The following is a 24,632-nucleotide window of genomic DNA, read 5'->3' on the forward strand; positions in this document are numbered from 1 at the left end:
AACCCCTTGGCAAAAAGACAGCTCTTATTTATTAGGAATGTAATCTTTTTTACATTTACCGCTTTTGGAGGCGCACAAGCTCATATTTCTCTTTTGTTAAGATACTTTGTTAAAAATATACACTTCATTTCTGAAGAAGAGTTATTAGAGTTAAATGCATTGGCGCAGGTATTACCTGGCCCAGCCTCTACACAAACATTAGTTGGTATTGGTTATAAAGTAGGTGGTTTAAAACTTGCTATTCTTACATTTTTAATATGGATTATACCATCTGCCGCAATCATGACATTAGCAGCCATCAGCTATGCTATGCTTGATCAAAAGCAACAGTTTATTGAAATTTTAAAATTCATACATCCAATAGCATTAGGCATTGTAGCTTATGGAGCCTATAATTTGGGCAGAAAAGTTTTAACAAATGAAGTAGCTATATTTTTAGCTTTTGGTGCAGTAGTAGCTACATTGGTTTTAAGAAATGCTTATGTTTTTCCGCTAGCAATTTTAATAGGAGGGATGGTTTCATCTGCAATTGGAACACCTACCGATGAAGCACAAATTAGGGTGCGGTTGTTTTCGAATATTAACCCTAGAAAATTATCTTATTTTATCGGTGTATTGCTTTTTATGGCAATGTTAGGCGCAATTATTAATAGAACATCTCCCTTTAGTTTGCCAATCAGGTTGTTCGAAAATTTTTACCGTAACGGAATTTTTGTATTCGGGGGTGGACAAGTTTTGGTGCCCTTAATGTTTACAGAGTTTGTAGAAATGAAGCATTATTTATTGCAATCTGATTTTATTTCAGGTTTTGCAGTTCAACAAGTGTTGCCAGGGCCAACATTCTCTTTTACAAGTTATCTTGGTGCATTAAGTATGAAGCAAGGTGGATATGCTATTTCGGGACAAGTTCTTGGTGGCGCCTTAGCTGTTTTAGGGATTAACTTACCAGGATTAATTTTAGTATTATTTATTGTTCCTTTTTGGGACGATTTGAAAAAAATTACCCGAATTAAATATTCCTTAGCTGGAATAAATGCAGTAAGCGTAGGTTTTATTATAGCAGCTTTTTTATTGCTCATCAAACCAATGGAATTTCAAGTATTACCCATATCTATCCTAATATCAACCTTTTTGATTTTAAATTTTACTAAAATTAGTCCACCTTTTATTATTTTGGCAGGAATACTTTTAGGCTTTTTTATTTAAAAAGGTGCATCCTCATCAGAAAAATCATCCATTTTAGATGGTCTGATAATTACGTTTCCAGAAGATTTTTCGAAGTTCTGAGATGGCATGATTTGACTTTCAGAAGAAAAACTATTCTGTGGCATAAAGTTCTCTTCCAAATCAGCAAATTTAACATATTTACCAATAAAGCGGAGCGGAACAATTCCGGTCTCACCATTACGGTGTTTCGCAATAATTACCTCACCAATACCAGCTTGCGAACGACCATTCTCATCTTCAGTAATTCCGTAATATTCAGGACGATATAGGAACAACACCATGTCGGCATCTTGCTCAATGGAACCAGATTCGCGTAAATCTGATAACAATGGACGTTTACCGTTTTGACCAGGTCTATTTTCTACTGCTCTACTTAATTGCGACAGCGCCAAAACAGGAACCTCTAACTCTTTAGCAACAGATTTTAAAGCTCGCGAAATACTACCAATTTCTTGTTCACGATTACCGCCACCACCTTGACCTTCACCTTTACCATGCATTAACTGTAAATAATCGACAATTACCATTTGTATATCGTACTGCGATTTTAAACGACGGCATTTTGCTCTAAATTCAAAGATATTTAGGGCAGGAGTATCATCAATTAGGAGAGGTGCTTCTGTTAAAGTTCCAATTTTGCTGTGTAATTGTTGCCATTCCCATTCTGCTAGATTACCTTTTCTAATTTTCTCTTGTTCAATTTCGGTTTCACCAGATATTAAACGATTAACTAGCTGAACAGATGACATCTCTAATGAGAAAACTACTACAGGTTTTTTAAAATCTACTGCTGCATTACGAGCACATGTAAGTACGAAAGCCGTTTTACCCATCGCAGGTCTTGCTGCAATAATTACCAAATCAGATTTTTGCCAACCACCCGTAATTCTGTCCAAATCAGTAAAACCAGATGGAACACCAGTTAAACCATCTGTTTTTGTACGTAATTCTTCAAGCGTAGCTAAAGATTGCTTGATAATTTCGTCCATTTTCTGCGTATCTCTGCGTAAATTATTTTGGGCTATATCGAATAAATTCTTTTCAGCATGATCTAACAAATCGAAAATATCAGTAGTATCTTCGTATGCATTAGTAATAATCTCTGTCGATATTCTAATCAACTCACGTTGAATATATTTTTGTGAAATTATACGAGCATGGTATTCAATATTTGCGGCAGATGCTACACGATTAGTTAAGTTAGTAATATAATAAGCACCACCAACAATCTCTAATGTACCTTGCTGGCGCATTTCTGAAGTAACAGTTAAAATATCTACAGGTTTAGATTTTTGAAACAATTGTTGAATGGCTTCAAATATTTTTTTATGTGCTTCTGCGTAAAATACTTCAGGTTTTAAAATATCGATAACGGTAGATAAGGCATCTTTTTCTAACATCAAGGCTCCTAAAACTGCTTCTTCTAAATCTATTGCTTGAGGCGGTATTTTGCCCATCGTATTCATAGAAGTAGCTAATCTGCTTTTTCTTGCTGAAGTAGAAAATTTTCCTTGCCCTTGTGGTTCGTTATCGGTAATCATACCAACAAAAATATACAAAAGAAAGATTGAATTTCTAAATCTTTTTAAACAGACTGTTAGTTAGGTTGTTGCATTTTTTAATTGTTTTAACATCTTTTATTTTTTTCTACACAATTAAATGTTAATAAGCGCCTAAACAATTCGCCATAGAAATTTATTTAAATTACTTTTGTAGCAGATTAGAAAGTATGGATAATTTTAGAAGACCACAACGTGTAAAAGAGAATAATGAATTTGTTTTTGGGATAAGAGCTGTAATTGAAGCGATTAAAGCCGGGCGAGATATTGAAACGATTTATTTGCAACGTGGCTTAACTGGAGATTTATTTACAGAATTAAAAACCTTACTTCATGGTACCTTAATTCCATTAAATTCCGTTCCAGTTGAGAAGTTGAATAGAATGTCGCAAAAAAACCATCAAGGTGTAATTGCTGTGATTTCTCCAATAACGTATCAAAACATTGAAGATATTATTCCATCAGTTTTCGAAAAAGGAGAAACACCATTAATTTTAATTTTAGACAGTGTAACGGATGTTCGTAACATGGGTGCAATTGCTCGTACAGCGGCTTGCGTTGGTGTACATGCTATTGTTGTTCCGTTAAAAAATGCTGCTCAGATTAATGCTGATGCGATAAAAACATCTGCAGGTGCTTTGTTTAGTATTCCAATATGTAGACACGATAATTTGCGTAAAATATGCCTGTTTTTACAAGATAGCGGTTTGCAAATTGTAGCGTGTACAGAAAAAACAAACGATTTAATTTATGCACCAGATTACACCATGCCAACTGCAATTGTAATGGGTTCTGAAGATGAAGGAATATCAAATGATTTATTACGAGTTGCTAATCATTTAGCTAAAATACCAATGGCAGGAAAAATAGAATCATTGAATGTTTCAGTTTCTGCAGGTGTAATATTGTATGAAGCTGTAAGACAAAGAAACCTCCAAATTCCCTGAACATGAAAAGCAATTATCTTTCTATAGTTCATAAAATATTTCAAATAAAATAAAAAGGAGCAACTTCAGACTGCTCCTTTTTATTTACATTATATAAACCTTCTTTAGGGGATTTATGGATTAAATAAATTTGTTCCCGAATTTAGCTTTTACGTCTGCTACAATGTTTTTTACATTTTGCTCTTCAGAACGTGGGCAAATTAATAAGGTGTTATTTGATTCAACAACAATATAATTGTGCAAACTTTGTAAGATTACTAATTTTTCGCCTGGTACATTTACCATGCAATTAGAAGAATCGAACATCATTACTTGATCGGATGGAATAACAGCATTACCCACATAATCTTTCTCAGCCATTTCGTAAATAGAAGCCCAAGTTCCAAGATCAGACCAACCAAAATCCGCTGGAAGAACATATACATTATCGGCTTTCTCCATTATGGCAAAGTCAATAGAAATATTGGTACATTGTAAATAAGCATTTGCAATAAATTCTACTTCATTAGACGTGCTGTAAAATGAATTTCCTTGCTGAAAAATCTCATGCATATCGGGCAAATGCTTTTCAAAAGCAAGGTTAATAGCTTTAGCTGACCAAATGAAAATCCCTGCATTCCATAGAAAATCTCCGCTTTTAATAAATGATTGTGCAAGTTCTAAGTTAGGTTTTTCAGTAAAAGTTTTCACTTTGTGTATACTGTCATCTGTTTTTAAAACTTCATCAACATATTGAATATAACCATATCCAGTATCTGGTCTATTTGGTTTAATTCCTAAAGTAATTAAGCAATTATTTTTAGCCGCTGCCTCCATTGATTGCTCAATAGCCTGAATGAAGCCTTTTTGATTAGCAATAGTATGGTCTGATGGGGCAACTACAATAACAGCATTTGGATTAATTTTAGCAATTTTCATCGAACCATAAGCAATACATGGAGCTGTATTACGCATAATTGGTTCTGCTAAAATCTGATTTTCCTTTATTGAAGGTAATTGTTCTTTGATTAAATCAACATAAATCTCATTGGTTACAATAAAGATATTCTCTGGGGGACAGATTTGCAAAAATCTATCATATGTGCTTTGAATAAGTGTTTTACCTACGCCAAAAAAATCTATAAATTGCTTTGGAAATCCTGTTCTGCTTACTGGCCAAAAACGACTGCCTACACCGCCGGCCATAATTAATGCGTAGTTATTTTTATTCATGTACTACAAAGATAATTTAATTTAAATAATGCCCTCTTGTAAAAGGTCATGCAAATGTACCATTCCGTAATAGGTATCACCAGTGGTAACTAATAACTGAGTAATGTTGTTTTTTTTGATTAATTCTAAAGCTAATAATGCTAACTCTTCTTTATCAATTCTTTTCGGATTAGCACTCATCAAATCAGCTGCAGTTATGTTTTCAATAGCAGTGTGTTTCTCTAACATTCTTCTAATATCTCCATCTGTTATTACCCCTAAAATTTTATCATTTGCTATAACAACAACTGCACCTAAACGGTTTTTGCTAATTTCAATAATTACATCTTTTACAGAAGCTGAAGGAGAAATGCTTGGTTTTTCATTTTTAGCTGCTAAGTCACCAACTTTTAAATACAAGCGCTTACCTAAAGATCCTCCAGGATGGTAACGGGCAAAATCCTCTGTATTAAATTCCCGTTCTTCCAATAAACAAATAGCTAAAGCATCACCCATGGCTAATTGCGCAGTTGTACTTGTTGTAGGAGCTAAATTATGTGGACAAGCTTCTTTTTCAACTGTTGTATTTAAAATTAAATCTGCTTGTTTAGCTAAATCAGAATCCAATGAACCTAACATTCCTATTAATAAATTGCCAGACTGTTTTAAAAGAGGCGCTAACAATTTAATTTCAGGTGTATTTCCGCTTTTAGATAAACAAATTACAATATCATCCTTTTGAATCATTCCTAAATCTCCATGTACAGCATCAGCTGCATGCATAAAACTTGCAGGTGTACCAGTTGAATTAAATGTGGCAACAATTTTTTGTGCAATAATTGCGCTCTTGCCTATTCCAGTTACAATTACACGTCCTTTGCTCTGTAAAATAGCATGTACAACTTTTACAAAATCATCGTTAACATGTTGTAAAAGGTTTAAAATAGCTTCTGATTCTAACTTTAAAGTTGAAACAGCTGTTTCGATAATAGATTTTTTACTTTTCAAAGAGAATTTATTAGTATATTGATGCTTTAATTACTGCAAAATTATGTTATTTTGAACAATAATAGCACAGAATATTTGATACAAAAAATGGACGTGAAAAAGTCGTTGTTTGATAATTTGCAAACTTTCTTTGGTTTCGATAATTTTAAAGGAGACCAAAAGTCGATAATTACCAATGTTTTAGAAGGAAAAAATACGTTCGTAATTATGCCAACTGGCGGAGGTAAATCCATATGTTACCAGTTGCCGGCATTAATGAGTGAGGGTACAGCCATTGTAATTTCTCCACTAATTGCATTGATGAAAAATCAGGTAGACCAATTAAGAGCATTTGGCGGAAGTGATAGTATTGCTCATTTTCTTAATTCGTCTCTAAATAAAACAGAAATTACTCAGGTTAAGAGTGATTTGTTAGATGGGCAGACGAAATTATTATATGTTGCCCCAGAATCTTTAGCCAAACAAGAAAACATTGATTTTTTAAGATTGCTCAAGATTTCTTTTGTTGCAGTTGATGAAGCGCATTGTATTTCAGAATGGGGTCATGATTTTAGACCTGAATACCGTAAAATAAGACAAGTAATTACAGGCCTAGGGGAGGAAATTCCTATTATAGCGTTAACCGCTACCGCCACTCCTAAAGTACAACAAGACATCATAAAAAATCTGCAAATGACCGATGCAACATTGTTTAAGTCGTCATTTAATAGACCAAATTTATTTTATGAGATCAGACCTAAGCGTGATGTCATTAAAGAGATCATCCGATATATTAAATATAACACAGGTAAATCTGGTATTATTTATTGTTTGAGTCGCAAAAAGGTAGAGGAAGTTGCCGAAAGTTTAAATTTAAACGGAATTAAGGCTTTACCATACCATGCAGGATTGGAGCCAAAAGTTAGGGCAGAAACTCAAGATAAATTTTTGATGGAAGATGCCGAGGTAATTGTAGCTACAATTGCTTTTGGCATGGGAATAGATAAACCCGATGTACGTTTTGTAATCCACCATGATATTCCGAAAAGTATGGAAGGCTATTATCAGGAAACTGGTAGGGCCGGAAGAGATGGAGGAGAAGGTGTTTGTTTAGCTTTTTATGCGCAAAAAGATGTAGATAAGCTAGCTAAATTCATGAAAGATAAACCTGTTTCAGAACGTGAAATAGGCACACAAATATTAAAAGAAGTAATTGATTATGCCGAATCTGGCGTATGCCGAAGAAAGCAGATATTACATTATTTTGGAGAGAACTTTAATGAAACGGGCTGTAATTGCAAGTGCGATAATTGTAAAAAGCCAAAGCAACTATTCGAAGCTGAACAGCATTTATTAACTTTCCTTAAATTAATAGAATCTACAGGTGAAAAATTTGACGATACTCATTTACTGAACATTTTTATGGGCAGTGAAACGGCGCAAACTATCGCTTATGAGCAAAATAAATTACGTGAATTTGGATCAGGTAAAGAAGATGGTGAAATCCTGTGGAAATCCTTAATAAGACAAGCTGTATTAAATAATTTCGTTTCAAAAGATATTGATAATTACGGCTTATTGCATTTAACTAAAAGTGGTAAAGATTTTATTGAAAACCCTTACAGTTTAAAATTCATTTTAAATGAACTGATAGAAAGCGCAGCCGATGATGATGAAGACGATGTAAAACATGGAACAGGAGCTTTAGATACACAGCTATTAGGTTTACTAAAAGATTTACGTAAGAAAATTGCTAAGCAAAAAAATGTTCCTCCATTTGTGGTTTTTCAAGATCCATCATTAGAAGAAATGTGTACGCATTATCCTATTGCAATGGATGAGTTGAAACAAATTTCTGGTGTAGGACACGGTAAAGCGTTAAAATTTGGTAGTCCGTTTATCGACCTCATTAAAAAATACGTAGAAGATAATGATATTGAAAGACCAATTGATTTGGTAATTAAAACCCAGGCAAATAAATCTGCTTTAAAAGTTTCTATCATCCAAAACATTGATAGACAGATTGGTTTAGAAGATATTGCTCGATCAAAAGGTATTACTTATTTCGATATTTTAAAAGAAGTTGAAGCTATTGTAAACTCAGGTACAAAACTAAATTTAGGCTATTTTGTTGATGAAGTAATTGATGAAGATAGACAGGATGAAGTATTCGATTATTTTAGGTCAGCTGATAACGATTCGATTGACGAAGCCCTAAACGATTTAGGTGAAAGCGATTATACTCGCGAAGAAATACAATTAATGCGGATTAAATTTATGTCCGAATTAGGAAACTAATACAACTAAAATCCTGTGAGGATACGTAAATACTACTATGATCAACTTTTCTATAGATAAATTAAAACATACAGATTCTAATAATTTCTTTTTAATGGCTGGGCCTTGCGCTATTGAAGGCGAAGACATCGCTTTGCGCATTGCTGAAAAGATAGTTACATTAACAGATAAACTTAATATTCCTTATATTTTTAAAGGTTCATATCGTAAAGCAAATAGAAGTAAAGGAAGTTCTTTTACAGGTATTGGCGATGAAAAAGCATTAAAAATTCTAGAAAAAATAGGTAAAACATTTGATGTGCCTACAGTAACAGATATCCACGAAAGTAAAGAGGCAGCTATGGCGGCAGCTTATGTAGATGTATTACAAATTCCAGCTTTTTTGTGCAGACAAACAGATTTATTAATTGCAGCTGCAGAAACTGGAAAAGTTGTCAACGTTAAAAAAGGTCAGTTCTTATCTGCTGGTTCAATGAAGTTTGCAGTTGATAAAATCATAAATTCAGGAAATAATAGAGTAGTATTAACCGATAGAGGAAATACTTTTGGCTATCAAGATTTAATTGTTGATTATCGTGGTTTACCAGAAATGCAAAGTTTTGGTGTACCAGTAGTAATGGATTGTACACACTCTTTACAACAACCTAATCAGAGTAGTGGTGTAACTGGAGGTAAACCAGAATTGATTACAACTATTGCAAAAGCAGCAATTGCAGTAGGAGCTGATGGTTTATTTATAGAAACTCACCCAGATCCGGCGAATGCCAAATCTGATGGCGCTAATATGTTGAATTTAGCTTTTTTAGAAGAATTATTGGTGAAACTGATAAGAGTTAGACAAGCTATTTTATAGTTAAACTCTGTGGTAATCTGCACGCCAATTTTTTATAGCCATTTTAATTTCTTTTACCGATAATTTTTCGGCGACAGCTTTATCTACTAAATTTAAAAACTCATCATTTGGTGCAAAACGTAAGGCGATAATTTGTCCCATTCTTAATTCTGCTGGTAATAGTTTGCCAGTTAATGAAAAGTAACGCAGATTTTCTTCGGCTCTTATAGCTCTGTCTTGTGCTTTTATGGCAAAACTTCTACTATACCAAAATAATAAGGCGACAATCAGAAATAAAATTAAAATCAGTACAGCATTATGTAGGTTTAATTTCGTTGTGTTCATTGCATGAAAAATCCCTATGCTTGCACCTAATAGGCCTACAATTATTAGTATGCCTAATACAAAATGAAATCCAGGTACAAGGCGAGTATGGTTTTTGAAATTTTGTTCCATTTTAATTTAAATTTTAATAATTGTAAATTCTGTTCTTCTATTTTGTTGTCTCCCTTCTTCTGTTGTATTATCAGAGCGAGGTTTAGTTTCACCATAACCTTTAAATGTAAGCCTTTTTTTATCTATTCTGTTATTAATTAAATAGTCATAAACTGCTCTTGCTCTATTTTCTGATAATTTTTCGTTTTCTTTTGCTACCCCAAGATTGTCTGTATGACCTTGTATTTCAATTGAAATGTTTTCATATTTTTTAAGTAATTCAGTGAGGAGGTTTAGTTCCACAATTGATGCTGGTAAAAGCTCGTATTTATTGGTATCGAAGAAGATATTTTTTAAAATAACATCACTACCAACTTTTAATTTATCTAATAATATTTCAATCTGATAAGGTTGATTGTTATTTGCTTTACTTAACTCAAAGTGCTGTGAATTAAATAAATAACCATCAGATTCTACATTAAAAGAATATTCACTTCCAATAGGCATCACTGCTAAGAAATCTCCTGTTTCTTTTGAAGTAAAATCATTAAAAACTGGTGCGTTTGTCTTTAAATCTATAATCAAAACATTTGCTTCTAATAATGTTCCGGTTTCTCTGTCTCTAACAATTCCTTTTACATAGGTTACAGGTAAAGGTTTAGCTTTTTCTGGAAGTTTAAAGTGATATATGTCTAAATCACCAAATCCACCACCTTCAATGTTTGAAGAAAAGTAACCTTCTAAACCATCAGCACTAATGGTTAAACCTATTTCCTCGTTAAACGTATTAATTGGATAACCTAAATTTATTGGTGTAGAAAACTCACCATTATCTGTAATGCGACTATAGAAAATATCTTTATTTCCAAAACCTCGCCAGCCATCTGACGAGAAATAGAGTGTTTTTCCATCTGCATGTATAAATGGCGTATTTTCGTCATAGGGAGTATTTATTTTTGGTCCTAAATTTACTGGATTGGTCCATTTGCCTTCATCAGTTAAATTACTTTTCCAAATGTCATAACCTCCAATTCCGCCAGGGCGATTACTTACAAAATAAAGGGTATTTCCGTCAGCACTAATCGATGGTTGCGAATCCCAATATTCAGAATTAATTGTTCTTCCTAAATTAATTGCCTTTCCCCATTCATTTCCTTCTTTTCTAGAAACATAAATGTCACAACGTCCTAAGCCATCAGGACGATTGCAACCTGTGAAAAATATATATTTCCCATCGGGGGAGATAGATTGGGCTCCTTCATTAAAATTTGGTGTGTTGATTTTATCACTTAATGGTTGTGCTTTCTGCCACTCATTTTCCTTTTTTGTTGAAATAAAAAAATCTTCATTTCCATCTGTTACTCTTGTGAATATAAGTGTTTGACCATCAGCAGTTAGTGCAGGAAAGTAATCACGATTAGTACTATTTATATAAAAACCCATATTTATAGGTTCATATTTTATAGGAGTTTTAATTGCTGTAATGGCAAAATCACAATCTAAAAGGTACTTTTTTGTTTTGGCAATGAGATCTTGATCTGTACCAGTATATTTTTGCTGGAAGAGTAGAAGATTGGCTTTAGCATTTGCATAATCTCCAGAAAGCAGCTCGCTTTCTGCTAAAACATAATAAATTCTTGATTCTATAGCTAGTGCGGAACTTACAGCTTTGCTGTAGTTTTCTTTTGCTTTAGGATAATTTTTTAATCTGCGATACACATCGCCTAATTGAATATAAGCTAGTTGAAATTTTGGATCAGCTTTTATAGCTTCATCCAAATATTTAATGCCTTCATCGTAAATGTTTTGCCTTAAATACTGTTGTGCATCATCAAAATTTTCTTGCGCTTTTTTAATAGTAGAATTTTGTGCATTAGCAGAAAAAGCCATCCAGCATAAAAAGAAAATCAATAGTTTATTCATCTAAGCAAGCAATTTGATGTTAGACTAATGTAAATAAAATATCGAATATTTATGGAATATTAAGGAATTTATGGGTTTGTAAGGAAATTTCCCATTTTGGATTTGCCATTACATACTCTACAATTAATGGTGTCATTTCTTTTGATTTTGACCATTCTGGCTGCAAATACAATTTACAAGTAGGAGATACTGTTTCGGCATATTTTTCAGCCCATTCAAAATCACTTTTATTAAAAACAATCACCTTTAATTCGTTTGCAAAAGGCGTGATATCTGGTCTTGGAGCTTTAAATTTTTTTGGAGATAGACAAATCCAATCCCACGATCCGGAAAGAGGATAAGCGCCGGAAGTTTCTATAAAAGTTAAAATATTTCTCTCTTTCAGCTTTTCTGTTAAATAATCAAGGTTATAAATTAAGGGTTCTCCACCTGTTACAACCACTGCTTTTCCTGGAAAAGTATCAGCTTTTGCTACAATATCATCACTTAAAGTAAGTGGGTGTAATTCTGCATCCCAGCTTTCTTTTACATCACACCAATGACAACCTACATCACAACCACCTAAACGAATAAAATAAGCAGCTTTTCCAGTATTAAATCCTTCGCCTTGTATTGTGTAAAATTCTTCCATTAAAGGAAGTAGTGTGCCATCTTCTGGTATATTGTGTGCCATTTTGTAAATTAGAGCGCAAATATACACATTCAAAAAAGCAGAAAAGATGATTTGGGTAAAGGTTTTGTCAAAACAAGAAACTGAAAGAGAAGATTTTGTAGAAATGGGAAATGCAGATGGGAAGAAAATTTGTGTAATTAAATACGCTGGCAAGTTTTCAGCTATTCAAAATACATGTCCACATGCTGGAGGGATTTTAAGCGGTGGTTGGTGCAAAGAAGGTAATATTGTCTGCCCAATTCATCGCTGGGAATATAATTTAGAAACAGGAAGAGGAGCGGAGGGGCAAGGAGACTATATCAACATTTATCCAACAAAATTGAAAGAAGATGGCTTATATGTAGGCTTCAAGGAAAGTTTATGGAAAAGACTTTTTGGATAATTAACTATATATCTCTCCTTTAGCTGATGCCAAAGTATTCTTTAATAAACCAACAATAGTCATTAAACCTACGCCACCTGGAACAGGCGTAATCCATGAAGCAATAGGAGCTACATTGTCAAAGTCCACATCACCATACAACTTGAAACCAGATTTAGTTTCTGTAGAAGTTTCTCTGTTTATACCCACATCAATAATTATTGCGCCTGGTTTAACCATATCAGCAGTTACAAAGTTCTTTCTACCAATTGCTGCAACTACAATATCGCCTTGTAAAACCATTTCTTTTAAATTATTTGTTTTACTGTGTGTAAGCGTAACCGTACAATTTCCTGGGTTTGCATTACGAGCCATTAAAATACTCATCGGACTGCCCACAATATTACTTCTACCAACTACAACACAATGTTTTCCTGTAGTATCAATGTTGTAAGCTTGTAGCATTAATAAAATTCCATAAGGTGTTGCAGGAATAAAGCAAGGTAAATTGCGCATCATTCTGCCCAAATTCACCGGATGAAAACCATCAACATCTTTACGGTAATCAATGGTTTCGGTCACTTTTTCTGGATCGATATGTTTAGGTAAAGGCAATTGAACGATTAAACCGTGTACATCTTCATCTTTATTAATTTCTTCAATTTTAGCTAACAATTCTGGTTCAGTAACCGAGTTATCATATCTAAACAATGAAGATTTAAAACCAACTTTCTCGCAATTCTTCATCTTACTAGCCACATAGGTTTCGCTACCACCATCGTTGCCAACTAATATAGCAACCAAATGAGGTTTACGTCCAGTTTGTGCTAAAAAAGCAGCTGCTTCTGCCGCGATTTCTGTTTTTATCTTTTCTGATGCGAATTTGCCGTCAAGTAGCTGCATTGATTTAACTATTAATCTAATTTTAAAACTGCCATAAATGCGGATTGTGGAATTTCTACGTTTCCAACTTGACGCATACGTTTTTTACCTTTTTTCTGTTTCTCCAACAACTTACGTTTTCGCGAAATATCACCACCATAACATTTTGCAGTAACGTCTTTACGTAAGGCGCTTAAAGTTTCACGAGCAATAACTTTTGCACCGATTGAAGCTTGAATTTTAATCTCAAATTGTTGACGAGGAATTAATTCTCTCAACTTTTCGCAGATTTTTTTTCCAAAGTCATAAGCATTACTACGGTGAATTAAAGATGATAACGCATCAACAGGCTCATCATTTATTAACATATCTAAACGGACCAAATCAGATTTTCGATAACCAACTTGATGATAATCGAAAGATGCGTAACCCTTTGAAATGGTTTTCAATTTATCGTAAAAATCAAATACAATTTCACCCATTGGCATTTCAAAAACCAATTCTACTCTATCAGATGTTAAATAGGATTGGTTGATGATTGTTCCTCTTTTCTGAATACAAAGTGACATTACTGGCCCAACAAAATCAGCTTTGGTAATGATATTTGCTTTTATAAATGGTTCTTCTACAGAATCTAATTTACTTGGGTCAGGCAAATCGGATGGATTATTTACGAAAATTTCATCGCCTTTGGTAGTGTGCGCAATGTAAGATACGTTAGGAACCGTAGTAATTACCGTCATATCGAACTCACGCTCCAGGCGCTCTTGAATAATTTCCATGTGTAGCATTCCTAAGAAACCACAACGGAAGCCAAAGCCAAGTGCAGCAGAACTTTCTGGCTCAAAAACGATAGAAGCATCATTTAGTTGCAACTTGTGCATTGCTTCACGTAATTCTTCAAATTCATCTGTGTCAACCGGATAAATACCAGCGAATACCATTGGTTTTACTTCCTCAAAACCTTGAATTGCCTCTAATGATGGCCTTGCTACATTAGTAATCGTATCGCCCACTTTAACCTCACGAGCTTCCTTAATTCCAGAAATAATATAACCAACATCTCCAGTTTTTACAGAATTTCTTGGCGACATATCTAGTTTCAAAATACCAACCTCATCAGCTAAGTATTCCTTACCTGTATTTATGAATTTTACTTTATCACCTTTTTTAATTTCGCCATTTACAACTTTATAGTAAGCAATAATACCTCTAAATGAGTTAAATACACTATCGAAAATTAAAGCTTGTAATGGTGCTTCAGGATCGCCAACTGGTGCAGGAACTCTGTCTACAATAGCTTGTAAAATTTCTGGAATTCCCATTCCTGTTTTACCAGATGCAGGAATAATTTCTTCTCTTTTACAACCAATTAAATCAATAATTTGGTCTTTTACTTCTTCAGGCATCGCTCCAGGCAAATCCATTTTATTTAATATCGGAATGATTTCTAAATCATGTTCCAATGCTAAATAAAGATTAGAAATTGTTTGGGCCTGTATACCTTGTGATGCATCTACAATTAATAGTGCGCCTTCGCAGGCCGCAATAGAACGAGATACTTCATAAGAAAAATCGACGTGTCCAGGAGTATCAATTAAATTAAAATTGTACTCTTGACCTTCAATTTTGAAATTCATTTGTATTGCGTGACTTTTGATCGTGATTCCTCGTTCACGCTCCAAATCCATATTATCAAGCAATTGCGCTTGAGATTCTCGTTGAGAAATCGTCGCTGTATATTCTAATAATCTATCGGCTAAAGTGCTTTTGCCGTGATCAATATGTGCAATTATGCAAAAATTACGTATGTGCTTCATCTTTGCTGCAAAGATAGTTTTTTTAGGCAAAGATTTGAAAAGCAATTTCTGTGGTTTTGTTGCTCATTCATTATGCCTTTATGTAATACATTTTTTGCTTCGACAAGCTCACTATAACAAAAAAGTATACTACATCAATTCAATTTTAGAAAATGAAAATTGTAGTATTATTTCACAGTTATTTCATCAAAAAATGTATGTGCTTTACCACCAACACCTTCATGCCAAGAAGGAAGTACTCCATAGTTTTTAGCAATAATTTTAATGTAGCGGCATTGTGCATCCACTTTAGCAGTTAATTCTTTAATCTGGATAGTATAATCTTTTGCATCAGTGGGAGCTTTTACCGAACCAATTAATTTAAAATTCATATCATTTCCAGCTATGTAAAACTCTGTTACTGATGGAAAAATAATCCATGCTTGTGTATCTTGTAAAGCACCAACACTTACTGAATTTACATGTTGCTCTTTGCCTAAATCTAAAATCCCTTCAAAATCTATACCCCAGAAGCCTTGCCAACGATTACCAACCCGCCAGTTTATTCCACCTCTAATACCATCTATAAGTGCATCATTACCACCTCCAGTGAAACTTTTATTAATTTCACTGTTAATTTTTATAGTATAGTTAGTTGTAATTTTTTTATAAATAGCTGTACTTAAGTAACTTGTTTTAAAGCCCTTTTTATAAGCGATTGCCTTTATAATTACATCTTTATCAATGCTAAAAGGAGAAACATATTTGGTCGAATATTTATTAGGTGTTGAACCATCAATTGTGTAATATATTTCTGCATTTGTTAGGGCAGAAGTAATAGTGATTTGAGCTTTATCTTTAAAAGTTTCTTGTGGGCCTTCAATAATTGGATTAGGAACAATCAGATTTTGTATAATCTTCATTACAGGCTTTTCTAAGCTATTCAAATAGTTCATATCCGGCGTAGCAGATAAAGTAAAATTTAAATTAGCACCATTTGATACATCATTAAAGTTTAAAAATAATTTGCTGTAAGCTTTTCCATTTAAAGAAATTCCTTTGATATAATAATTTGCATCAGTTTTAGCTGGAGCAGAGATGATGATTTTTTTACCATTCTCTAAACTAATTGTCATTTTTTTAAACCATGGTGTTCCAATGTTATACATATTATTTCCTGGAGAAACCGGATAAATTCCCATTGCACTCATCACCAACCACGCACTCATTTGACCACAATCCTCATTTCCAGCTAAGCCATCAGGCTGATCATGGTATTGTTCATTCATTATTTTATTAATGTAATACTGTGTTTTTTCTGGATGAGAAGTGAAATTAAACAAATAAGCCATGTGGTGACTTGGCTCATTTCCATGTGCATATTGACCAATTAAACCAGTAATATCGCTTTGATCGCGACCTGTTAACCCTTGTTTTGTGGTAAATAATTCATCCAATTTTTCTTGATAAATTTTTTCTCCACCCATCAAATCCATATGTCCATTTACATCTTGCTGAGTGCTAAAACTATAATGCCAAGAGTTTCCCTCGGTATAGTTGTTGTTTACTTCTGTCGGATTAAAAGGTTTCCACCAACCTCCATTGTTTCTTGCTCTAATGTGTCCAGTTGATGGATCGTACACATTTTTCCAGTTCTGAGCTCTAGTAATGTAAGTTTGGTAATCTGCATCCGCTCCAATCATTTTTGCAAATTGTGCTACACACCAATCATCATATGCATATTCTACAGTTTTTGATGCGCTTTCATGTTCAATATCAGCTAATACGGCTCCATTGTTTGCGTACACATCAATTCCAAACTGTTTACGATTGACAGCATGTTTCATCGCTTCTAATGCCAATTTAGCATCAAAACCCCTAATTCCTTTAGCATATGCATCAGTTATCACAGGAATAGCATGATTTCCTATCATACAAAAGGTTTCATCATTTGCTAAAGGCCAAATTGGTAATAATCCGCCTTGTTTATGCATTTCCAAAAACGTTTTAATAAAATCAAGCGTTCGTTTTCTATCAACTAAGGTTAATAAAGGGTTTTCTGTTCTATAGGTATCCCATAAAGAAAAAACACTATAATATTCGAAATCTTTTGCAACGTGTTTTTTTTTATCTAAACCACGATATCGGCCGTCTATATCCATGTATAGATTTGGATTAAGTAAACTATGGTATAATGCTGTATAAAAAGTAGTTAATTTCTTTTTATTAGTGCTTTCTGCATTAATTTTTGAAAGCTCCTTATTCCAAACTAATTTCGCTTTAGCTAACGTTTTTGAAAAATCAAAACCATCTTTTTCACTGTTTAAATTTTTTAATGCACCTGCGTCATCAACAGCAGAAATTGCTACTTGAGACAATACACTTTCTTGATCACCCGTTTCAAATTGAATATATACTTTTAGATTTGTGCCTTTAGCTTTCTTTAATCCATGTTTTACTTCATCATTAATAGCAATTCCATATGATTTGAATGGTTTATTGTATCGAACATGAAAATACAATTCTTGTCCTTTTGCCCATGAACTTGATTTTCTATAGCCTTTAATTTCTCTATTATTTACAATTTCTACCCAACTATCTAAAACCTTATCGCGATGCTTTAAATCAATGATTATATTAGATTCTGTTGATTTTGGATATGTAAATTTATATAGACCGGCTCTTCTAGTAGTGGTAATTTCAGCTTTAATCTGGTATTTATCTAAAAAAGTGCTATAATATCCTGGGCTTGCTTTTTCATTTTTCTTTTGAAATGGAGAGGCATACTGCTTATTTATAAATTCTGGTTTACCAACTGTAGGCATGAATAAAAAATCGCAATAATCTTCAATTCCTGTTCCGCTTAAATGAGTTTGAGAAAATCCATAAATGATATTATCCGTGTAATGATAACCAGAACAGCCATCCCAACCTTCTAATCTTGTATCAGGACCAGGTTGAATCATGCCAAAGGGAAGTGCAGGTCCAGGATAAGTATGGCCATGTCCACCAGTTCCAATAAATGGATTAACATATTGATTAAAGTCTTTTTTTGTTTGTGCAGATGTAAAATTTGCTAAAAATAAAAGAGTTAGAAATAGCTTCGAAAATTTCATTTAGATTAATTTGTAGTTGACTTTGATTCAAGTTTTTTCATGCGAGAGAATGGGTAGCCATTACATCCTTTTTTCGGATTTCGCCTATCGACGTAAGCAGTTTGTTCAGCTATGCTATCCGTTTCGGCATCGTAAACAGTTAAACAGAAGCCCCATTTCCAAGGTTCCATGCCTGTAAAAGTCATGTAATCTATTCGTGTATATTTATTAGCATCTGTTTTGTTTGCAGCATCGTTTTTAGCAACTAAATATTGTTTCTCAGGATTCCATTTAATAATGTGATATTTTGAAGTTGGATTCTGAACCCAAACTGTATCATTTATTGTGTACGTAATTCCATAATCGTCTATAAAATTGCCTAAAGCAAATTCTGGAGCTTTTGTTTTGGTAGTTTGAGCTTGAATTGATAGCACTAAAAGCAAAAAGAATAAGGTTATTTTTATTGTTTTCATTAATTTGATTTTAGTTTTTCTACCATCTGTTTTACTAAAACAGAAGATGTCTGCTCATAGTGATATTCGTCACCTTCAGCGCTCATTTTACTGGTTTGGTTTTTATATTCCATTTTGCTAGCTATTTTAATTCTGGCTGAAGAATGGAAAGCTGTTGCACCAGTTTTTTCTTTTATTTCTAAGATATTTTGTGGGTTTATTCCTGATCCAGGCATGATTTCTATCCTTCCATTTGCTTTATTTACTAATTTAGCTAAGGTTTCAATGCCTTTATATGAATTTTCTTTTCCTCCAGATGATAGAACTCGAACGAAACCTAAATCAATTAAGTCTTCTAAAGCTTTTTCTAAATCATTAGCCATATCGAAAGCACGATGAAAAGCTATTGGCATTGGCTGAGCTAGTTTAATCAATTCGGCACAACGCTTTTTATCAATATTGCCATTAGATAAAAGGATGCCAGTTACTACGCCATTACAATTTAAAGTTTTACAGATTTTTATATCTTCTTTCATTACCTCAAATTCATCATCACTGTACAAAAAATCTCCACCGCGAGGACGTATAATTGGCCAAACTTGAATATTTAGTTTTTCTCTACACAATTTGATTTGAGCATAACTAGGCGTGGTACCACCTTCTGCCATATTTTCGCATAGTTCAACTCGGATTGCGCCGCCAGTTTCAGCAGCTAAAGCCGATGTAAAAGAGTTAGCGCAGACTTCTAATCCTAGATTTTTCATTTACTAGTAATAGCTTTTCCCTTTGATCACTAAATCTTGTTTTTTGCTATCACAAACTGCATAACTAAATCCTTTTTGAATAGCATAGGCTCCATATTCACCTTTTTTATTCATAGCTAAAAAGCCAACTTGTATGTTTTTTGCAGTTTCTGGTTTCTTTTTAATGATACGCATTACCGCTTCTTTACAGGCTTCTTCTGGATTATAACCTTGACGCATTAATTCTACCACTAAAAAAGAACCTACATTTCTTACTACCTCTTCGCCAACACCAGTTGATGTTGCACCACCAATTTCATTATCAATGTATAAACCCGCTCCAATAATTGGACTATCACCAATGCGACCATGTAATTTATAAGCCATTCCACTTGTTGTACAAGCGCCAGAAAGATTTCCAGTAGCGTCCATGGCAATCATACCAATAGTATCGTGATTGTATTGATTTCCTGGTAGTTTCTGTGGTGCTGCTTTATCATATAGCTTATTTTCTACATTGATAACAGGTTCATATTTAGCAGTTTTTAACCACTCTTTCCATGCTTTTTCACTTGCAGGTGTTAGCAAATTTTCTTTCTTAAAACCTTGCTCTAATGCAAATTGTAAAGCTCCATCTCCAGCTAACATTACGTGAGGTGTTTTTTCCATCACTTTTCGCGCAACAGATATAGGATGTTTAATATGTTCTAAAGCTAAAACAGCACCACAATTTCCTAATTCATCCATTATACAAGCATCCAATGTCACTTTTCCATCACGATCTGGTAAACCTCCATAACCAACAGATTGATTAGATTCATCAGCTTCTGGCACCCAAACGCCTTGTTCAACCGCATCCAAAGATCTTCCATTTTTACTCAACACTTTCCATGCATCAGCGTTTGCTGCCACACCAAAATCCCATGTAGAAATTACAATTGGTTTATTTACAGCATTTTGTGTATTATTTGGTAAAACTTCAGCAATGCTATTTTTGCTTACTGCAAGCAAACCTGCTGATAAAGCAGACGTTTTTATAAATCTTCTTCTATTAAACATAATTTATGCTAAATTTTAACTTATAGTAAAGTTATCTGCGTCTTTTAAAAATGGAAATTGTCGGCGTATTTTTTCCAAATCTGGATAATTGATACTAAATGTATATAAATCTTCATCTTCTGGTTTGTAATAAATAGTGTTTCCATAAGGATCTATACACATTGAGTGGCCGCTATGGTAAACTTGATTACCGTCGTGACCAACTCGATTTACCGCAATTACATAACTTTGGTTTTCTACAGCACGAGCATGAATTAAGGTGCGCCAATGCGCAGATCTTTTATCTGGCCAACTAGCTACAAGCAATAAAATATCATATTCTGCATTTTTGTTGCGCAACCATACTGGAAAGCGTAAATCATAGCAAATGGCTAATCTGATTTTCCAGCCTTTAAGTTCAACAATTAATTGTTTCTTTCCAGCAGTATAATTTTCATCTTCATCTCCTAAACCAAATAAATGATGTTTATCGTAAAATTGATATTCGCCAGTTGGCAGCATCCAAATCATTCGATTATAAAACTTTCCCTTTTCTTTAATAATTAGACTTCCAGTAATGACACAATCATAGTTTTCAGCTGTTTTTTGAAGCCATTGCATTGTTTTACCATCCATTTCTTCAGCCATTTCTTCGGCTTTCATGGTAAAACCAGTGTTAAACATTTCTGGTAAAACAATTAGATCTGTTTTCTCACGAACTCCACCTGATAATCGCAAAGATATATTCTGTAAATTTTTATCAATGTTCTCCCAAAACAAATACGCCTGAAAAACTGTGACTTTTAGGTTCTGTATGTTTAAGTATTGTGGACTTTCCATTTTATAATTCTTTAGGATCAGAAAATTATATTTTTAATAGTCTTTCAACGGCTTTTTCTAAGGTATCTTGTTCTTTTGCAAAACAAAAGCGTATGATCTTATCATCTGTAGCTTTAGTGTAAAATGCAGAAACAGGTATTCCGGCTACACCAAAATCTGTGACTAATCGTTTAGCCATATCACTATCTTTTTCATCGCTTATTGCACTATAGCTTACACATTGAAAATAAGAACCTTTACAAGGTAATAATTTAAATCTAGTCTCACTTAAAAGCAATCTAAATAAATCTCTTTTTTGCTGAAAAAATGACGGTAAACTTTCATATACATTCTCACTTTTAAGGTAGTTAGCAACACCAAGTTGCATGGGTGTATTTACACTAAAAACATTAAATTGATGAACTTTTCTGAACTCAGTCATTAGTTTAGCAGGAGCAAGACAATAGCCTAATTTCCAGCCTGTAGTGTGTAATAATTTGCCAAAAGAAGCAACAACAAAGCTACGCTCTTGTAATTCTGGATATAAAGCAACACTTTGATGTTGTTCTCCATCATAAATGATATGCTCGTAAACTTCATCACTTATGATTAAGATATCGGTGTTTTTTGTTAATTTAATTAAAGCTTCGATATCAGCTTTGCTTAAAATACTGCCAGAAGGATTGTGTGGACTATTTAAAATAATCATTCGGGTATTTGCGGTAAAAAGTTTTTTTACCATTTCCCAATCTATCGAATAATTGGGGGCATGTAGCTCGAATGGTTTAACTAAACCGCCTAATAATTTTACTGTTGGCGAATAACAATCGTAAGCGGGTTCAAAGATTATTACCTCATCTCCAGGATTAATTATTGCTGCTAACGCAGTAAAAATAGCTTGAGTACCACCAGCTGTAATAGTTACTTCGGTTTCTGGATGATAATTAGTACCATAAAGTGTAGCCATTTTTTTGGCAACCAATTCACGTAATACTTGTAAACCTTGCATTGGTGCATACTGGTTATGACCATCTTTCATAGCATCGGCTACAAAATTTATTAATTTAGGGTTGGCGGCATAATCTGGAAAACCTTGAGAAAGATTAATCGCATTGTGTTGCTGAGCTAATTTAGACATTACCGAAAATATGGTAGTGCCCACTGTTGGGAGTTTAGAATTAAGGAGTATCATGCATTACGAAATTAGCAATAATCCAATAAAATTATAGCTATTCCCTCTAAATGATATCGATTTATTGATTTGTAGAAACTGTACGAATTTTATTTCTTCCTATAAGTAAGCAAAACAAAGCAATTAAAGCTGCTATTGTCATTGCAGCCGGCATTGGCCAAACCACATTGGCAGCAAATAAGCTAATTATTGCAGATGCTAATGCTCCCAACCCCATTTGTAATGCTCCCATTAATGCAGATGCACTTCCTGCATTTTTACTAAAAGGAGCTAGGGCAAGTGCCGAAGCATTTGGATTGATAAAACCTAAACAACCTAAGAACAAGGCAATAAAACCAATAGTTGTGTATAGATTTAACAAGTTATTCAGCGCTGCTGATAAAAATAATATACTAAAAATGCACTGCGCTATTAATGCCCAAAAGACAATATTTTTACTCGTAAACCATTTTAAGATTATGCTATTAACTTGACTAAATCCAATGAATGAAACTGATAAAAGTGCGAAAATCCAACCGTAACCTGTCTCACTTACTTGGTATAAATCCATAAAAATAACAGGTGAAGAAGATACGTAAGCAAATAATCCACTAAAAGTGATAGCACTTACTAAAGCATAGGTATAAAAACCTGGTTCTTTAAGTACCAATAAAAAATTTCCTAAAATAGGTTTAGGTTTTAAAGAATAACTTGGGTCTGGTTTATAGCTTTCTGGCAACCACCAAATAGAAGTTAGTAACATTAATAGCGCCATAAAACCTAAAAACACAAATACAGATTGCCAACCTAAAGCTGCAATAAGATAACCACCTGCTGTTGGCGCCAACATTGGCGATACAGCGATAACTAACATTAATGAAGCGAAGACTTTTGGACTTTCTCTAACTGTAAATAAATCTCTAACCATGGCTACAGATGCAACTGCTGTTGCACAACTTCCAATAGCTTGAACAAATCTTAAGACAATTAATTGATCTATTGAAGTAACTAACAAACAGCCTAATGAAGATATTATATAAAGAATCAATCCAAAATATAAAGGTTTTTTTCTTCCAAATTTATCCAATAATGGACCATACAATAATTGGCCTGCAGAAATACCGATAAAAAAAGCAGACAACGATAATGAGACATTTGGTACATCAGTATTTAAATCTTTTGCGATTGCTTTAAAACCAGGTAAATACATATCTATAGAAAATGGGCCTAAAGCTGCAAGTGACCCTAGGATTAGTATAAGAAAAAATGATTTTGATTTAGCCATAGTGAAATTTAAGAGGCGCAAAGATGTAAATTTGAAAGTTTTTAGTCGTCTAAAGTTTGTCAAAAGAGTAGTTAATTTTGTTAATTTAATATGAAAATCCTAAAATTTCGTTTCTATCAAAATAGTCGTATTTTAGCTACATGACTTTTAAAACCAAAGAAAGCCGATTGCTACTTGTTCTAGGTGCATTTTTCGTGGCCAATGCCATTTTATCAGAATTTATTGGAGTTAAAATTTTCTCAGTTGAAGGCACTTTAGGGATTTAAAAATTTGATATTAATTTATTTGGTGTAAAAAATCTTTCCTTTAATATGTCTGCAGGTGTATTGACCTGGCCAATTATTTTTATCATGACAGATATTATAAATGAATATTTTGGCGTAAAACAAGTCCGTTTTTTATCTATCCTTACCTGTATTTTAATTGCTTTTGCATTTATAGTTGTTGGATTGGCAATGAAATTACAACCATCAGATTTTTGGTTGATGCAAAAAATAGATGGTCAGCAAATTAATATGTTAGTTGCTTTTGATGCAATTTTTGGGCAAGGTATGTGGATTATTGTAGGTTCCATTACTGCTTTTTTAATTGGTCAGATGGTAGATGTTTTGATTTTTCATCGAATTAAAAAGTTTACGGGCGAAAAAGCTTTATGGTTAAGAGCAACTGGTTCTACAGTAATTTCTCAATTGATAGATAGTTTTGTGGTGATATTTATCGCTTTCTATTTAAATCCAACTTATCATTGGAGCTGGCAAATGGTAGCTGCTATTGGTTTAGTTGGCTATACTTATAAATTTATCATCGCACTAGCAATGACTCCAATTTTGTACTTGGTACATGGAATTATAGATAGTTATTTAGGGAAAGATTTAGCCCATAGAATGATAAAATTAGCAGGAAGAGGCTAATATT

The 24,632-nt window shown here is 33.5% G+C and carries 22 protein-coding genes; 7 read left to right on the plus strand and 15 right to left on the minus strand.

Annotated features, from left to right (window positions below):
* Nucleotides 1–6: 6 nt before the first annotated feature.
* Nucleotides 7–1,206 (plus strand): chromate efflux transporter, encoded by a 1,200-nt coding sequence (gene chrA / locus ACHMWN_RS12855; RefSeq protein WP_397301705.1) that lies wholly within the window; start codon nucleotides 7–9, stop codon nucleotides 1,204–1,206.
* Here the strand turns inward: chrA and dnaB are convergent.
* Nucleotides 1,203–2,768: a replicative DNA helicase gene (gene dnaB, locus ACHMWN_RS12860; RefSeq protein ID WP_397301707.1), complete on the minus strand. Its 1,566-nt coding sequence runs from the start codon at nucleotides 2,766–2,768 to the stop codon at nucleotides 1,203–1,205. The genes chrA and dnaB overlap by 4 nt on opposite strands.
* A gap of 188 nt (nucleotides 2,769–2,956) precedes the next feature.
* Here dnaB and rlmB point away from each other — a divergent pair, with 188 nt between their 5' ends.
* Complete coding sequence (gene rlmB / locus ACHMWN_RS12865) at nucleotides 2,957–3,733, plus strand: 23S rRNA (guanosine(2251)-2'-O)-methyltransferase RlmB (RefSeq protein ID WP_397301710.1); 777 nt, start codon at nucleotides 2,957–2,959, stop codon at nucleotides 3,731–3,733.
* 120 nt (nucleotides 3,734–3,853) lie between these two features.
* Here the strand turns inward: rlmB and ACHMWN_RS12870 are convergent, their stop codons facing one another.
* On the minus strand, nucleotides 3,854–4,945 hold the full coding sequence (locus tag ACHMWN_RS12870; RefSeq protein WP_397301712.1) for a mannose-1-phosphate guanylyltransferase: 1,092 nt from the start codon (nucleotides 4,943–4,945) through the stop codon (nucleotides 3,854–3,856).
* A 21-nt stretch (nucleotides 4,946–4,966) separates the two neighbouring features.
* Nucleotides 4,967–5,932 carry an SIS domain-containing protein gene (locus ACHMWN_RS12875; RefSeq protein WP_397301714.1) on the minus strand — a complete coding sequence of 322 codons (966 nt, stop codon included), beginning with the start codon at nucleotides 5,930–5,932 and terminating at the stop codon, nucleotides 4,967–4,969.
* A gap of 87 nt (nucleotides 5,933–6,019) precedes the next feature.
* Between ACHMWN_RS12875 and recQ the strand changes: the two genes are divergently transcribed.
* Nucleotides 6,020–8,209, plus strand: coding sequence for a DNA helicase RecQ (gene recQ, locus ACHMWN_RS12880; protein WP_397303590.1), 2,190 nt, complete (start codon nucleotides 6,020–6,022; stop codon nucleotides 8,207–8,209).
* Nucleotides 8,210–8,246: 37 nt separating this feature from the next.
* The gene (gene kdsA / locus ACHMWN_RS12885) at nucleotides 8,247–9,062 is read left to right on the plus strand and encodes a 3-deoxy-8-phosphooctulonate synthase (protein WP_397301715.1); all 816 of its coding nucleotides are present in this window, start codon (nucleotides 8,247–8,249) and stop codon (nucleotides 9,060–9,062) included.
* Here the strand turns inward: kdsA and ACHMWN_RS12890 are convergent, their stop codons facing one another.
* From ACHMWN_RS12890 to ACHMWN_RS12900, 3 genes are read right to left on the minus strand one after another with little or no spacing between them, the layout of a single operon-like run.
* Nucleotides 9,063–9,497, minus strand: a complete 435-nt coding sequence (locus tag ACHMWN_RS12890) for a DUF6526 family protein (RefSeq protein ID WP_397301717.1) — start codon at nucleotides 9,495–9,497, stop codon at nucleotides 9,063–9,065.
* Between the two features lie 6 nt (nucleotides 9,498–9,503).
* Nucleotides 9,504–11,399, minus strand: coding sequence for an OmpA family protein (locus tag ACHMWN_RS12895; protein ID WP_397301720.1), 1,896 nt, complete (start codon nucleotides 11,397–11,399; stop codon nucleotides 9,504–9,506).
* A 49-nt stretch (nucleotides 11,400–11,448) separates the two neighbouring features.
* On the minus strand, nucleotides 11,449–12,072 hold the full coding sequence (locus ACHMWN_RS12900) for a 7-carboxy-7-deazaguanine synthase QueE (protein WP_397301721.1): 624 nt from the start codon (nucleotides 12,070–12,072) through the stop codon (nucleotides 11,449–11,451).
* 46 nt (nucleotides 12,073–12,118) lie between these two features.
* Between ACHMWN_RS12900 and ACHMWN_RS12905 the strand changes: the two genes are divergently transcribed.
* Entirely contained in the window at nucleotides 12,119–12,454 is a 336-nt protein-coding gene (locus ACHMWN_RS12905; RefSeq protein ID WP_397301724.1) for a Rieske (2Fe-2S) protein, read from the plus strand.
* Here ACHMWN_RS12905 and ACHMWN_RS12910 read toward each other — a convergent pair whose 3' ends face one another.
* From ACHMWN_RS12910 to ACHMWN_RS12950, 9 genes are all read right to left on the minus strand, one after another.
* Nucleotides 12,455–13,336 (minus strand): bifunctional 5,10-methylenetetrahydrofolate dehydrogenase/5,10-methenyltetrahydrofolate cyclohydrolase, encoded by an 882-nt coding sequence (locus ACHMWN_RS12910; RefSeq protein WP_397301725.1) that lies wholly within the window; start codon nucleotides 13,334–13,336, stop codon nucleotides 12,455–12,457. It abuts the gene before it with no gap.
* Between the two features lie 11 nt (nucleotides 13,337–13,347).
* The gene (gene lepA / locus ACHMWN_RS12915) at nucleotides 13,348–15,135 is read right to left on the minus strand and encodes a translation elongation factor 4 (RefSeq protein ID WP_397301728.1); all 1,788 of its coding nucleotides are present in this window, start codon (nucleotides 15,133–15,135) and stop codon (nucleotides 13,348–13,350) included.
* Nucleotides 15,136–15,302: 167 nt separating this feature from the next.
* Complete coding sequence (locus ACHMWN_RS12920; RefSeq protein ID WP_397301730.1) at nucleotides 15,303–18,230, minus strand: GH92 family glycosyl hydrolase; 2,928 nt, start codon at nucleotides 18,228–18,230, stop codon at nucleotides 15,303–15,305.
* 5 nt (nucleotides 18,231–18,235) lie between these two features.
* Nucleotides 18,236–18,682, minus strand: coding sequence for a hypothetical protein (locus tag ACHMWN_RS12925; RefSeq protein WP_397301733.1), 447 nt, complete (start codon nucleotides 18,680–18,682; stop codon nucleotides 18,236–18,238).
* Nucleotides 18,682–19,425 (minus strand): copper homeostasis protein CutC, encoded by a 744-nt coding sequence (locus ACHMWN_RS12930; RefSeq protein ID WP_397301735.1) that lies wholly within the window; start codon nucleotides 19,423–19,425, stop codon nucleotides 18,682–18,684. Before ACHMWN_RS12930 ends, ACHMWN_RS12925 begins: the two co-directional genes overlap by 1 nt.
* 3 nt (nucleotides 19,426–19,428) lie before the next feature.
* On the minus strand, nucleotides 19,429–20,463 hold the full coding sequence (locus ACHMWN_RS12935) for a N(4)-(beta-N-acetylglucosaminyl)-L-asparaginase (protein WP_397301737.1): 1,035 nt from the start codon (nucleotides 20,461–20,463) through the stop codon (nucleotides 19,429–19,431).
* Nucleotides 20,464–20,478: 15 nt separating this feature from the next.
* Nucleotides 20,479–21,282 (minus strand): nitrilase family protein, encoded by an 804-nt coding sequence (locus ACHMWN_RS12940; protein WP_397301739.1) that lies wholly within the window; start codon nucleotides 21,280–21,282, stop codon nucleotides 20,479–20,481.
* Between the two features lie 25 nt (nucleotides 21,283–21,307).
* Entirely contained in the window at nucleotides 21,308–22,453 is a 1,146-nt protein-coding gene (locus ACHMWN_RS12945; RefSeq protein ID WP_397301742.1) for a methionine aminotransferase, read from the minus strand.
* A 61-nt stretch (nucleotides 22,454–22,514) separates the two neighbouring features.
* Nucleotides 22,515–23,717 carry a multidrug effflux MFS transporter gene (locus ACHMWN_RS12950; RefSeq protein WP_397301744.1) on the minus strand — a complete coding sequence of 401 codons (1,203 nt, stop codon included), beginning with the start codon at nucleotides 23,715–23,717 and terminating at the stop codon, nucleotides 22,515–22,517.
* Between the two features lie 140 nt (nucleotides 23,718–23,857).
* Here ACHMWN_RS12950 and ACHMWN_RS12955 point away from each other — a divergent pair, with 140 nt between their 5' ends.
* Together ACHMWN_RS12955 and ACHMWN_RS12960 are read left to right on the plus strand one after the other, a co-directional pair.
* Nucleotides 23,858–23,983: a hypothetical protein gene (locus ACHMWN_RS12955; protein ID WP_397301747.1), complete on the plus strand. Its 126-nt coding sequence runs from the start codon at nucleotides 23,858–23,860 to the stop codon at nucleotides 23,981–23,983.
* A 9-nt stretch (nucleotides 23,984–23,992) separates the two neighbouring features.
* Nucleotides 23,993–24,628, plus strand: a complete 636-nt coding sequence (locus ACHMWN_RS12960) for a queuosine precursor transporter (protein WP_397303593.1) — start codon at nucleotides 23,993–23,995, stop codon at nucleotides 24,626–24,628.
* Nucleotides 24,629–24,632 lie beyond the last annotated feature (4 nt).

Source organism: Pedobacter sp. UC225_61 (genome assembly GCF_044452285.1).
Lineage (GTDB): Bacteria > Bacteroidota > Bacteroidia > Sphingobacteriales > Sphingobacteriaceae > Pedobacter.